Genomic DNA, 12,312 nt, shown 5'->3' with positions numbered 1-12,312 from the left:
CGGACCGGCCGGGGGGGGGCGCCCCGGCCGCCGGACGTTGCACCGCAACACCGGAACCGTAGGCTCGCACAGGTGCCGACCTCGGACGCCCGATGAGCGGGCTCTTCGCACTGCTGGACGACGTCGCGGCCCTCGTCCGGCTGACGGCGTCATCCCTCGACGACATCGCGGGCGCCGCCGGGCGGGCCGGGGCGAAGGCGGCCGGGGTGGTCGTCGACGACGCCGCCGTCACACCCCGCTACGTGCAGGGCCTGCGCCCCGAGCGGGAACTGTCGATCATCTGGCGGATCGCCAAGGGATCACTGCGGAACAAGTTCCTGGTCATCCTGCCGGTGGCACTGCTGCTGAGCCAGTTCGCGCCGTGGCTGCTCACACCGATCCTCATGCTCGGCGGGTTCTACCTCTGCTACGAGGGCGCGGAGAAGATCTGGGAGAAGCTGGCCGGGCACGAACCCGATCCGGAGGCGAAGGACCGGGCCGCCGCTGCTGATCCCGAGGGCCACGAGCGGGCCGTGGTCTCCGGAGCGGTGCGCACCGACTTCATCCTCTCCGCCGAGATCATGGTGATCGCCCTGAACGAGGTCGCGACCGAGGGTTTCGCGTCCCGGGCCGTCATCCTCGCAGTGGTGGCGTTCGCGATCACGGTGCTGGTCTACGGCGTGGTCGCGCTGATCGTGAAGATGGACGACGTCGGTCTCGCGCTGGCCGCGCGGGGCGGGGGCGCGGTCGGCGCGCTCGGCCGCGGGCTGGTGCGGGCGATGCCGATCGTGCTGTCGGTGCTGTCGGTCGTCGGCGTCGCGGCGATGCTGTGGGTCGGCGGGCACATCCTGCTCGTGGGCGCGGACGAGTTGGGCCTGCACGCGCCGTACGCGCTGGTGCACCACGTCGAGGTACTGGTGCACGACGCGACCGGCGCCCTCGGCGGGTTCCTCGGCTGGCTCACCAACACGATCGGGTCGGCGATCGTGGGCGCCGTGGTCGGCGCCGTTTTGGTGGCAGTGCTGCACCTGTTGCCGCGCCGGAAGGCGGCGAGCGGGGGTCAGGCCCCGGCCGACGCCGACGCCTGACCCGAGCAGCTGACACCGCCCGGCACTTCCGCGGGTCCGACCGGCGTGCCACCCGCCGGACGACACTGTCCCGTCGACGTACCATCTGGTACACAGGACGTACCACACGGTGCGCCTACCGGAGGACGACATGGGGCGGGCACGGAGCGCGACGTACCATCCGGTACGTGACGAGTGCCGGATCGGCCCGGGAACGGCTGCTGCAGACCGTCCTCGAACAGCTCGCCGAGCACGGGATCGCGGACCGCAGCCTCCGCGCGCTCGCCGCGGCGACCGGCACCAGCCACCGGATGCTGATCTACCACTTCGGCTCCCGCGAGGGCCTGCTCGTCGAGGTCGTCGCCGCCGTGGAAGCGGGCCAGCGGGAGACCCTGGCGGCGCTCACCGCCGACCCCGACCTCGGTCCCCGGGAGGTCGTGAACCGGTTCTGGGGGACCGTCTCGGCCGGGGCCCGGCGCTACGGCCCGCTGTTCTACGAGCTGTCCGCGCACGCCATGCAGGGCCGCGACCACGCGGTCCGGTTGCGGGAGACCCTGGTGGAGCCCTGGATCGGCCCGCTCGGCGCACTCCTCGAACGGGCCGGGCTGGCAGCGGGGCCGGCCCGCACCCGCGCCCGGCTGGTCGTCGGCGCCGCCCGCGGCCTGCTGCACGACGCCCTGGTCACCGGCGAGTTCACCGAGGCCGACGAGGCCATGGCCGACTTCACCGCGCTGGCCCTGCCACCCTGATCCCCCGCACCCCGGAGACGACGTCATGAGCCTCGACCGCCTGACCCTTCCGACCGGTGAGACGCTGAGCTTCCTGCGCACCGGGTCGGACACCGGTGGCGCCGCGTTCGAGGTCGAGGCCGTCCTCCCGCCGGGGCTGTCCGGGCCACCCGCGCACCGGCACCGGTTCGAGACCGAGACCTTCACCGTCGTCGACGGTGAGCTGCGGGTCCGGCTCGGCTCGGAGCGCCGCACGCTCGGTCCCGGCGAGTCCGTGACCGTGCCACCGGGTGTGGTGCACGCGTTCTCGAACCCCACCTCCGGGCCGGTCCGCATCCGGGCCGTGGAGACGCCCGCCGGGCCGCTGGAGGAACAGTTCCGGGCGCTCGCCGACGCCGGCCGGCTCCCGCCGTTGCGCCGGTTGGCCCGGATCAACGTCGAGCACGACCTGAGCTACGTCCTGCACGGGGTCCCCGAAGCACTGCAACGTCCCCTGTGGAGGTTGCTCGCCGCACTACCCGCGCCCCGCCGCTGATCCTCGGCCACGGCACCGGGCCACGCAGCGCTGCGGTGGGCCCCACGGTCGACGCCTCGACGTGCTCCCGTTCCTCGCGACCGGTGGAAGGTGGATCGCCGTTCGACCGCAGACCCCCGGAGCCTCAGGGCCTCCGGCTCGCCGAATCCAGGGGTTCACGGCGATGCAACCGGTTGCCCCGGAGAACGCGCGCCGCCTGCTGTCGTCGATCGACCGCCTCGAGAACGGTGGCGGTACGGCACGCGAACTGGCGGACCCGGCGGAGGCGTGAAGTTCGTCTGGGACGAGAACGCCTGGGCCGACCACCTCTGGTGGCAGGTCCAGGACAGGAAAGTCCTCAGGAGGATCAGCTCCCTGCTGCAGGACGTGGCGCGCAACGGGAACGCGGGCATCGGCAAGCCGGAGCCGCTCAAGCACGGTTTCAGTGGCTACTGGTCGCGCCGGATCACCGACGAGCACCGGTTGATCTACAAGATCGTCGGTGACGAGATCCGGGTCGCGGCCTGCCGCTACCACTACGGTGACTGACCCTCACCTCGCGATCCCGGTGAAGCGCTCCCACACCTGCGGCGACCGCAGCGCCTGCAGCGGCGCGGCCACCGCGACGCCGGACCGGGCGTCCTCCCCGTCGGGGTCGAGCACGGCGCCGGTGAGCAGCAGCGCGGCGGTGGCGACGGCCCCGTCGTCGTGCCGCTGGTAGAGACCCGCGGCGAGCACACCCGGGCGACTGCCGTCGATCGCCCCGACCGCAGCGACACCCTCCGGGAGCTTCCCGATGGGCAGCCGTTCCAGCTGGCCGCGCACGATCTCACCGGCTCCCGGCACCCCGAGGTCACCGGTCGCGCAGGCCCGGTACATCGAGGCCAGCCCGCGCGCGGTACCCCCCGGTGAGCCCGCCCAGTAGCCGGGATCGGCGAGCGCACCGAGCGTCTCCCGGCTGGGCGCAGCCATCCGCTCGGCGACCTCGGCGCGGCGCTGCGGCGAGGCCGCGTACTCCTGCCCGGCGGCCAGCGCATCGGCCCGCCGGGTCGCCGGGTCGACCGGCGCCGACCACGACCGCAGCACCTCCCCCGCGAAGCACGGCAGCTCGTACCCCGCCATCCCGCCCGCCGCGGCGGCCTCGCTCAGCGGACCGTCACCGACGGTCTCGCGGAGCAGGTCGGCCGCGGCCTCGTCACCGTGGTGCAGCATCGCGGCGACGACATCGTCCCAGGTCACGGTGCTCTCCGGGGTGGCACCGACGGCCGCCAGCGCCCGCTGGTGGTTGCCCCCGTCGGTGCCGGGCACGTACCAGCGCTCCCACTCCGCGACCGGGACCGGGACATCGGCGGGGAACCCGTCCGCGACGATCCGCGCGTACGTGGCGAGATGCACCACGGTCGACGCCGAGGCGTACGGGGAGATCTCGTCGGCGCGGTGTTCGACGACGCCACCGCGACCGTCGTCGAGATGCAGCGACCAGCCCTGCGGGGCGGCCCTCAGCCGCTCGAAGAACCCGTACAACGGGTCGTCCGGGTCCGGCGGTGCGGGTGGCGCGCCGGTGACCCGGTCGACCGCGGACGCCGAACAGGCCGTCGTCCCGAACAGGAGGGCGGCGGCGCCCAGCAGGGCGCGGCGGCTCAGCGACATCGTGTCTCCCCGGGGCCGGAAAACGCCCGGTGAACGTAGCACCGTCGGGCGGCCCGCCCGGGTGAACCCGGATCGCCAGCCGGGCGGTCACCCGCCCGGGTCAGCGGCGGGCGAGGGCGGCGGTGACGGCGCCCAGCCAGAGCATTCCGGTGATCACCCCGACCGCGACGGCGACCGGGCCGGCCGGGGCACCGGCGATCCCCCAGGCGTTGCCGAGCACGACGGCGGTGGCCGCGGCACGGGAGGCGATCGCGGGCCCCTGCTGCCCGGCGCGGGAGAAGCGGCGGCCGAACAGCACGCAGACCACGGTCAGCGCGACGAAGGAGACCGTTCCGGCCAGCAGGTGCCCGACGGCCGACGGGCTCATCGTGAGCGCCACCTGCTCCGGGGTGCCCGGCGGGAACCCCGGAGCCGGGTCCATCACCAGCAGCCCGGCCACGATCCGTGCGACGCCGTCGACCGCGACCAGCCGGTAGATCACCCGGGCCTCGGGGAGCGCCCGGCGCAGCCCCGCCGCTCCCAGCACGGTGAGCACGCCACCGACGACGAAGTTCGTGATCTGCAGCCAGCCGAGGTCTCCTGTCGCCAGCACCGACAGGGGGTGCCGGGTGAGATCGAACCCGTCCCGCGTCGCGGCCTGGGCGAGCGAGACGACGGTCCAAATCACGGCGCCCGCGGTGGCGCAGAGCAGCAGGGTCCGGGTACCGGCGGTGGTGCCGGTGGTGGGCGGGGACGACGTGGCCATCGGGGTTCCTCCGGTTCATCGGACGTGGGACACCGGCCCGTCGTCGGGCAGGATGTGACAGGGAACCCGCGTTCCCTGTCACATGTCCCGCCCCGACGAACCGGTGCGGCCCGCCCGGGCCGTGGACCGCGAACCGAAGGAGCACCCCATGCGTTTCCTGATGACGACCGGCGAGTCGAGCCGCCCCGCCGACGAGGCGCTGTTCGCCGAGATGGGTGCCTTCATCGAAGAGCTGACCGCGGCCGGGACGCTCGTCGTGACGGGCGGGCTGGCCCCCGACGCGCGCCGGGTGACCTCCCGGGGCGAGGAGATGACGGTGACCGACGGGCCGTTCGCCGAGGCCAAGGAGGCCGTCGTCGGGTTCGCGGTGATCGATGCCGACTCGTGGGACGACGCGCTCGCCGTCGCGAAGCGCTTCCGCGCGGTCGTCGGCGACGGGCAGAGCACGCTGCACCAGGTCTTCACCGGCTGACGTGGCCGGACCGGAGCCCGATGTCGGGACGCTGGTGCGGTCGGTCTGGCACCGGGAGTCCGCCGCGGTGGTCGCGGTCCTGGTCCGGATGCTCGGCGACGTCGGGACCGCCGAGGAGATCGCGCAGGAGGCGATCGTCAGTGCGCTCGAACAGTGGCCGGTCCACGGTGTCCCGGACCGCCCGGGTGCGTGGCTGACCACCGTCGCCCGGCGCCGCGCCGTCGACCACCTGCGCCGGACCCGGCGGCTGGAACCCCTCACCGACGACGGGCCCGCCACCGCGGCTTCCCCGGACGGTTCCGACGTCCTGCGGCTCATGCTGCTCACCTGCCATCCCGCGCTGAACCGCGGTGAACAGGTGGCGATGACCCTGCGCCTGGTCACCGGGCTGTCCACGGCCGAGATCGGCCGGGCGCTGCTGGTGCACGAGCCGCGGGTCATCGGCCGGATCGCCGGGGCGAAGCGCACCCTCGCGGCGGCCGGCCTCGCCACCCCGGACGGTGCCGGGGACCTGCGCGTGGCGTCCGTGCTCGAGGTGATCTACCTCGTCTTCAACGAGGGTTACACCGCGACCGCCGGCGAGGATCTGCTCCGCCCCACCCTGGTCGGCGAGGGGCTGCGGCTGGGTCGGCTGCTCGCCGACCACGTACCGGGCGAACCGGAGGCACACGGGCTCGTGGCCCTGATGGAGCTGCAGGCGTCCCGCTCGGCCGCCCGCACCGATGCCGGTGGTGCGCCGGTCCCGCTGCGGGAGCAGGACCGGCGGCTCTGGGACGCCGCGGCGGTCCGCCGCGGTCTGACCGCGCTCCTGCGCGCCCGCGGTCCCGGCCCCCCGGGCCCGTACACGCTGCAGGCGGCGATCGCCGCCGTGCACGCGCGGGCCCGGCACGCCGACGACACCGACTGGGGCACCGTCGTCGCGCTCTACGACGCGCTGCTCGCGCAGCTCCCGACCGGGGTGGTCCGCCTGAACCGGGCGGTCGCCGTCGCCGAGCACTCGGGTCCCGCCGCGGGCCTCGCCGCGCTGGACCCGCTCCGCGACGAGCCCGCGCTGCGCGACTACCACCTGCTCCCGGCCGTCCGCGGCGACCTGCTGCGCCGCCTGGCGGACACCGCACCGGCCACCGAGCGGGCACGCCACGAGGCCGAGGCGCGCCGGGAGCTGCGGCGGAGCGCGGCGCTCACCTCGAACGGGGCGGAGCGGGCGTTCCTGCTGCGCCGGGCCGATGCCCTCGCCGCCGTCACCGTGACCGGACCGACCCTCGGTCCCGCCGTCACCCGGTTCCTCTCCGGGCTCGCTCCCGCGACCCGCCGCTCCTACCGGCAGACCCTCGACCGGATCGTCCGGGACCTCGGTGCCGATCTCCCGCTCAGTGGCCTCGACACCGATGTGCTCGCCGGGACGCTGACCAGGACCTGGGGCCGCACCGCACCGGCCACGGCGAACCGGCACCGGGCGGCACTGCTCTCCTTCCTGGCCGGGGCCGGCCACGACGAGCTCGCGACCGCACTGCGCGAGCGGGTCGGGTACCGCAGGCCGCCCCCGGCCCCACCCGGGCCGGCACCGCTGATCGACGCCGGTGCGGTCGGTCTGCGGGAGCGGGCGCTCTGGCAGCTGCTCGCCGACTCCCGGGCGAGCATCACCGACGTCCTCGCGCTCGACGTCGACGACCTCGACCCGGCCCGGCGCCGCGCAGGCGACCTGTCCTGGGGTCCGGAGACCGCGGTGCTGCTCGACGCGCTGGTCGCGGGTCGGCGGCGTGGCCCGCTGTTCCTCTCGGCCCGCCGTCCCGCACCGGCCCGTACCCCGGCCCCGCAGGACCTCTGCCCCGACACCGGCCGGCGGCGGCTGTCCTACGAACGCGCCGCCCACCTGTTCAAGGCCCACACCGGGAGCACGCTGCGCCACCTGCGGCGGTAGCCGCACCCGCTGTCGATCTCCCGATTCCCGCGCCGGCACGCACTAGGGTCGGCGCGTGCCCAGCGATCTCGCCGACCTGTACCGCGACCTGCACCGCCACCCGGAGCTGTCGTTCGCCGAGACCCGGACCGCCGCGATCGCTGCCGCGCGGCTGCGCGAGGCCGGTTACGAGGTGACCGAAGGGGTCGGCCGGACCGGCGTGGTCGGCGTGCTGCGCAGCGGGGACGGCCCGACCGTGCTGCTGCGCGCCGACATGGACGCGCTGCCGGTCGCCGAGGACACCGGCCTCGACTACGCCAGCACCGCCCGCGGTACGACCCCGGACGGCGAGGGCACCGCCGTCGCGCACGCCTGCGGGCACGACATGCACGTCACCTGCCTGGTCGGGGCGGCCGCCGAGCTGGCGTCCACGCCCGGGACCTGGTCGGGCACGCTGCTGATCGTGTTCCAGCCGGCCGAGGAGGTCGGCGGCGGCGCGCAGGCGATGCTCGACGACGGCCTGTACGCCCGGTTCGGCACCCCGGACGTGGTGCTCGGCCAGCACGTCGCGCCGCTGCCCGCCGGGCTGCTCGCGATCACTCCCGGTGCGGCGTTCGCCGGCAGCGACACCATCCGGGCGACACTGCACGGCTCCGGCGGGCACGGGTCCCGGCCGGAGACCACGGTGGACCCGGTGCTGCTGGCGGCGGCGACGGTGCAGCGACTGCACACCGTGGTCTCCCGCGAGGTCGCGGCCACCGACACCGCGGTGCTCACCGTCGGGCTGTTGCGGGCCGGGACGAAGGAGAACATCATCCCCGACTCCGCGGAGCTGGGGATGACGGTGCGCTCGTACACCCCGGCGGTGCGGGCACGGGTGCTCGGTGCGATCGAGCGGATCGTGCACGGCGAGGCCGCGACCGCGGGCGCGCCGCGGGACCCGGAGATCCGGGTGGCCGAGACGTTCCCGCCGGTCGTCAACGACCCGGACGCCGTCGAGCGCACCCGGGCGGCGCTGGCGACGGTCACATCGCTGCCGGTCGTCGACCCGGGGCCGGTCACGGGCAGCGAGGACGTCGGCGAGTTCGCCGTCGCAGCCGGCGCGCCGTGCGTGTACTGGCTGCTGGGCGGTGCCGATCCGGCCGAGTTCGAGGGCGCCACGACGGTCGACGAGATCCGGGCCCGGGTCGCCGAGCTGCCCTCGAACCACTCGCCGCGCTACGCACCGGTGATCGAGCCGACGCTCTCGACCGGGGTGGCGGCGCTGGCCGCCGCGGCCCGGGAGTGGCTGCCGGTGCGCTGAGCGGGAGCCGATCCGGGTCAGGCCCGGGCTCGGGTCGCGGCGAGGGTGCCGAGCAGCGCCAGGCCCTGCGCGGTCGGCGAGCCGGGTTCGGCGTGGTACACCACGAGCTGCTGGCCGGGCGCGGAGCGGACGTCGAAGCTCTCCGCGCGCAGCGCCAGCTCCCCCACCTGCGGGTGCACGAGGATCTTGGGCTCCGCGGTCTTGCCGCGGACGTCGTGGCGGGCCCACAGCCGGGCGAACTCGGGGCTGCGCGCCAGCACGTCGTTGAGCACCGCACGGACCCGCGGGTCGTCCGGGGCGGCACCGTGCAGCTGCCGGAACCCGGCGGTGACGGTGTGTGCGGCGCGCTCCCAGTCGTGGTGGAACGTGCGTGCGGCCGGGTCGCAGAAGACCGTGACCAAAAGATTGGTGCCGACCCGGAACAGGGCGTCGCCGAGTGCGTTCGCGGCGAGCACGTCGTAGGCCCGGCCGAGGACGATCGCGGGCTGGGCGTCCCAGGCGTCCATCAGCATCCGCAGCTGGGGGTCCACCCGCTCCCGGGTGCCGGTGCGGCGCGGGCGGGGCACCGCACCCGCCAGCTGCAGCAGGTGCGTGCGGGCGTCGTCGCCGAGCCGCAGCACGTCCGCGAGCGCGTCGAGGACCTGCACCGACGGGTTCCGTTCCCGGCCCTGTTCGAGCCGGACGTAGTAGTCGGCGCTCACCCCGGCGAGCAGCGCGACCTCCTCCCGCCGCAGCCCGGGGACCCGCCGCCTGCTCCCGCCGGGCAGGCCCGCCTCGGCCGGGGTGACCCGGGCGCGGCGGGCGCGCAGGTACTCGCCGAGTGGAGTCATGGCTCCGATCCTCCCCCGGGACGGCGGCGCGTGGGTGGGTGTGGCGCTCCCCCGACAACCGCGGCCTCCCGCACCCGGCGCGACGGGGGTCGACTGGAGCACATGCCGAACGAGAACCCCATCGCCCTCGTGACCGGAGCCAGCAGCGGGATCGGCCGGGCCGTCGCCGCCCGGCTCGCCGCCGACGGTGCGACCGTCGTCGCCGCGGCCCGCCGCGCGGACCGCCTGGCCGAGCTCGCCGCGTCCGCGCCGGCGGGCCGGATCGAGCCCTGCGAGCTGGACGTCACCGACCGGGACGCCGTCCGCGCCGCTGTGGACGACGTCGTCGCCCGGCACGGCCGGATCGACGTGCTGGTCGCCAACGCCGGGGTGATGCCGCTGTCCCGGCTCGACGCCGGCCTCACCGACGAGTGGGACCGGATGATCGACGTCAACGTGCGCGGCCTGCTGTACGGGATCCACGCCGTCCTGCCGCACTTCACCCGCTCCGGGAGCGGGCACGTCGTCACCGTCGCCTCGGTCGGGGCGTACCAGGTCAGTCCGACCGCGGCCGTCTACTGCGGCACCAAGTACGCCGCGCGGGCGATCACCGAGGGGCTGCGGCTGGAGTCGCCGCCCGGGATCCGGGTCAGCACGGTCTCCCCGGGCGTGGTCACCTCGGAGCTCGCGGACAGCATCACCGACCCGCTCGCGCAGGAGGCGATGGCGACCTACCGGGCGAACGCGATCCCGCCGGAGGCGATCGCGGACGCCGTCGCCTTCGCGCTGTCGCAGCCCGCCGACGTCGACGTCAACGAGATCGTCGTGCGCCCGTCCCGGCAGCGGTAGGGAGGGGCGGTTCACCGTGCCCGCCACGGATCTGCTGCGATGATCGGGTGACGCTTTCCCGCCGTTCGCTGATCGTCGCCGGTCTCGGCGCGGCGCTGGCCGGCTGCGCCGGCGCCGCGCCGCCGCCGGGTGGGTCACCCGCCCCGGCCCCGCCCGGACCGGTGCCCGGGCTGCCCGACACCGAACGCGAGTTCGGCAGGCGGATCGGGGTGCACGCGCTCGACACCGGCACCGGTGCCGCCGTCGGGCACCGGGACGGCGAGCGGTTTCTGATGTGCTCGGTGGTGAAGGCGCTGACGGCCGCGTTCGTGCTGCACCGGTCGGTGCAGGATCCGGGGCTGCTCACCCGTCAGGTCCGCTACGCGCCGGCCGACCTGCTGGAGTACGCGCCGGTGACCGAGCGCCACGTCGCCACCGGGATGACCGTGGAGCAGCTGTGCGACGCGGCCGTCACCGTTTCCGACAACACCGCGCAGAACCTGCTGCTGCGCGAGACCGGGTCGCCGGCCGAGCTGACCGGCTGGCTGCGTGAGCTCGGCGACGACGTGACCCGGGCGGACCGCCCCGAACCGGCGCTGAACGAGCACGACGGCGACCTCGACACCAGCACCCCGGCCGCGATCGCCGCGACCCTGCGGGTGCTCACCACCGGGGACGCGCTGCCGCCGGAGCAACGGGGCCGGTTGCTCGGCTGGCTGCGCGCCAACACCACCGGTGACCGGCAGATCCGGGCCGGGGTGCCGGACGGGTGGGAGGTCGGCGACAAGACCGGCGCCGGGTCGCTCGGCGAGCGCAACGACGTGGGCGTGCTGTTCCCGCCCCAGGGCGCGCCGGTCGTGCTGAGCGTGTTCACCGTCGCGGACGACCCCGACGAGGACCCCGACCGGGGCGAGGCGGCGATCGCCGCGGCCACCCGCGACGCGCTGGCCGCGCTGCGCGCCTGAACCGCCCGGTCACATGGCGGACAGGACGGCCCGCAGCAGCACCACCTGGCCGACCGGGCTGGGATGCAGGCCGTCGTCCTCCCAGAACTCCGGGCGGACCGGCACGGTGCTGAGGTCGATCGCATCCGGATCGACGTCGCGGACCACGGAGTTCAGCTCGGGGAAGTCGGCCGCGTCCCACCACTCACCGGTGAGGTCGCGGGTCGACCCGACCCGGGCCGGGTCCACGGGCGGCGGGACCAGGAACCGGACGCGGGCCCCGGCCTCGGTCTCCAGCAGCAGGCGCAGCGCACGCAGGTTGCGCCCCGTCTCCTGCGCCGACACCATCCGGACACCGGTGGTGGCGCCCTCCCGCCGGACGTCGTTGCTGCCCAGCATCACCAGCACTCGGGTCGGCATCCGCGACACCAGCACCGGGCCGAGCGCGAGCGCCTCGGAACTGGTGCGCCCGGACAGCGCGAGGACCTCGACCGACGCGTCCCGCTGTACCCGCGGGACCAGCTCGGCGAGCAGCCGGGCCCAGCTGAGCCGGTCCGCCGAGATCGAGTCGCCGACGACGACGATCCGCTCGCCGGGGCGCAGCGCCATCCGGTGCAACCCGGCGGCGACCGGGCGTTCGGTGAGCAGCGCCGCGGCAGCGGCGCTGACCCGACCGGCCAGCCCGTCCCGCACCCCGGACACGTCGGCCGGGTTCAGCCCGGCGGTCCCGGCGAGCAGGCGGTCGATCGCGTCCTCCTGCACGCCGAACGCGGCGAAGGCCGGCCACGCGGTCAGATCGGCGTAGCGGATCAACCGGTACATGAGCTCGTCGTCCACGATCCCCTCCCGGTCCGAGCATGCCCCCCTACCGGACCCGCGGTGATCGCCGGGGTGGTGCGTCGCGCCACGCGGATCGCGGCCCGACGCACCAGATCGGTGATCTTCACTCGGACGGCGGCCGGGCGCGCGCCTCAGACCGGCTGTGCCTCACGCGCGAACGACGCGCCGCGGCGCTCCGGCGGCCCGGCGGCCGGGCCGCCCGTGGCCCGCTCGGCCTGGGCCGCGTTCGCCCGCGCCGCGGCCCGGCGGACGTGCCCGGGGACGGTGCGGGGCCGCTCGGGCAGCAGCAGTGGCGGCACGGCGCCACCGACCCGCCGGACCTCGCGGCTCTTCCGCAGGTAGGCCCATCCGCCGCGGGCGAACCGGGCGCCGCGCCGGGCGGGGCCCGCCTCCGGCATCGCGTCGCCGGCGCCTGCTTCGCGGGCGGAGATGTGCCGCAGCCGGGCCAGTGCCGCGGGTAGCCGGCGCAGGGCCACCGCGCGGCCCTGCGGGGACAGCGCGACCTTGGTCAGGAAGCTGCCGAGTCCGACGGC

Annotated in this window: 14 protein-coding genes; 9 read left to right on the top strand and 5 right to left on the bottom strand. The window is 75.4% G+C overall.

All coding sequences use genetic code 11. From position 1 onward, the window contains the following. Positions 1-92: 92 nt before the first annotated feature. The 4 genes from AB0J24_RS20275 (at position 93) to AB0J24_RS20260 (ending at position 2,837) form a co-directional block, all read left to right on the top strand. The gene (locus AB0J24_RS20275) at positions 93-1,067 is read left to right on the top strand and encodes a DUF808 domain-containing protein (RefSeq protein WP_358683544.1); all 975 of its coding nucleotides are present in this window, start codon (positions 93-95) and stop codon (positions 1,065-1,067) included. Between the two features lie 167 nt (positions 1,068-1,234). Continuing rightward, positions 1,235-1,795: a TetR/AcrR family transcriptional regulator gene (locus AB0J24_RS20270; RefSeq protein WP_358683542.1), complete on the top strand. Its 561-nt coding sequence runs from the start codon at positions 1,235-1,237 to the stop codon at positions 1,793-1,795. A gap of 25 nt (positions 1,796-1,820) precedes the next feature. After that, complete coding sequence (locus AB0J24_RS20265; protein ID WP_358683540.1) at positions 1,821-2,309, top strand: cupin domain-containing protein; 489 nt, start codon at positions 1,821-1,823, stop codon at positions 2,307-2,309. A 267-nt stretch (positions 2,310-2,576) separates the two neighbouring features. Further along, a complete protein-coding gene (locus AB0J24_RS20260; protein WP_358683538.1) occupies positions 2,577-2,837 on the top strand; it encodes a Txe/YoeB family addiction module toxin in 261 nt (86 codons plus the stop codon). Between the two features lie 3 nt (positions 2,838-2,840). Here the strand turns inward: AB0J24_RS20260 and AB0J24_RS20255 are convergent, their stop codons facing one another. Further along, positions 2,841-3,938: a serine hydrolase gene (locus tag AB0J24_RS20255; protein WP_358683536.1), complete on the bottom strand. Its 1,098-nt coding sequence runs from the start codon at positions 3,936-3,938 to the stop codon at positions 2,841-2,843. 100 nt (positions 3,939-4,038) lie between these two features. Next, positions 4,039-4,683, bottom strand: coding sequence for a DUF998 domain-containing protein (locus tag AB0J24_RS20250; protein WP_358683534.1), 645 nt, complete (start codon positions 4,681-4,683; stop codon positions 4,039-4,041). A 148-nt stretch (positions 4,684-4,831) separates the two neighbouring features. Between AB0J24_RS20250 and AB0J24_RS20245 the strand changes: the two genes are divergently transcribed. Genes AB0J24_RS20245 through AB0J24_RS20235 form a run of 3 tightly spaced genes read left to right on the top strand, consistent with a single transcriptional unit; the run spans position 4,832 to position 8,358 of the window. After that, positions 4,832-5,155 carry a YciI family protein gene (locus AB0J24_RS20245; protein ID WP_358683532.1) on the top strand — a complete coding sequence of 108 codons (324 nt, stop codon included), beginning with the start codon at positions 4,832-4,834 and terminating at the stop codon, positions 5,153-5,155. Between the two features lies 1 nt (position 5,156). After that, the gene (locus AB0J24_RS20240; RefSeq protein ID WP_358683530.1) at positions 5,157-7,076 is read left to right on the top strand and encodes a DUF6596 domain-containing protein; all 1,920 of its coding nucleotides are present in this window, start codon (positions 5,157-5,159) and stop codon (positions 7,074-7,076) included. Between the two features lie 55 nt (positions 7,077-7,131). Beyond that, positions 7,132-8,358, top strand: coding sequence for an amidohydrolase (locus AB0J24_RS20235; protein WP_358683528.1), 1,227 nt, complete (start codon positions 7,132-7,134; stop codon positions 8,356-8,358). Positions 8,359-8,375: 17 nt separating this feature from the next. Here AB0J24_RS20235 and AB0J24_RS20230 read toward each other — a convergent pair whose 3' ends face one another. Then, positions 8,376-9,188: a helix-turn-helix transcriptional regulator gene (locus tag AB0J24_RS20230; protein WP_358683526.1), complete on the bottom strand. Its 813-nt coding sequence runs from the start codon at positions 9,186-9,188 to the stop codon at positions 8,376-8,378. 102 nt (positions 9,189-9,290) lie between these two features. Between AB0J24_RS20230 and AB0J24_RS20225 the strand changes: the two genes are divergently transcribed. Together AB0J24_RS20225 and bla are read left to right on the top strand one after the other, a co-directional pair. Next, positions 9,291-10,016, top strand: a complete 726-nt coding sequence (locus AB0J24_RS20225; RefSeq protein ID WP_358683524.1) for an SDR family oxidoreductase — start codon at positions 9,291-9,293, stop codon at positions 10,014-10,016. Positions 10,017-10,063: 47 nt separating this feature from the next. Then, positions 10,064-10,960: a class A beta-lactamase gene (bla, locus tag AB0J24_RS20220; protein WP_358683522.1), complete on the top strand. Its 897-nt coding sequence runs from the start codon at positions 10,064-10,066 to the stop codon at positions 10,958-10,960. A gap of 9 nt (positions 10,961-10,969) precedes the next feature. Here the strand turns inward: bla and AB0J24_RS20215 are convergent, their stop codons facing one another. Both AB0J24_RS20215 and AB0J24_RS20210 read right to left on the bottom strand, forming a co-directional pair. After that, entirely contained in the window at positions 10,970-11,776 is an 807-nt protein-coding gene (locus AB0J24_RS20215) for an SGNH/GDSL hydrolase family protein (protein ID WP_358683520.1), read from the bottom strand. A gap of 134 nt (positions 11,777-11,910) precedes the next feature. Beyond that, on the bottom strand, positions 11,911-12,312 hold a 402-nt coding region (locus AB0J24_RS20210; RefSeq protein ID WP_358683518.1), incomplete at its 5' end, for a hypothetical protein.

Origin of the sequence: Pseudonocardia sp. NPDC049635, from assembly GCF_040659795.1 — a bacterium.
Classification (GTDB): Bacteria; Actinomycetota; Actinomycetes; order Mycobacteriales; family Pseudonocardiaceae; genus Pseudonocardia.
The sequence above is the reverse complement of the archived record's forward strand: the minus strand, read 5'-3'. Positions and strand labels throughout refer to the sequence as shown.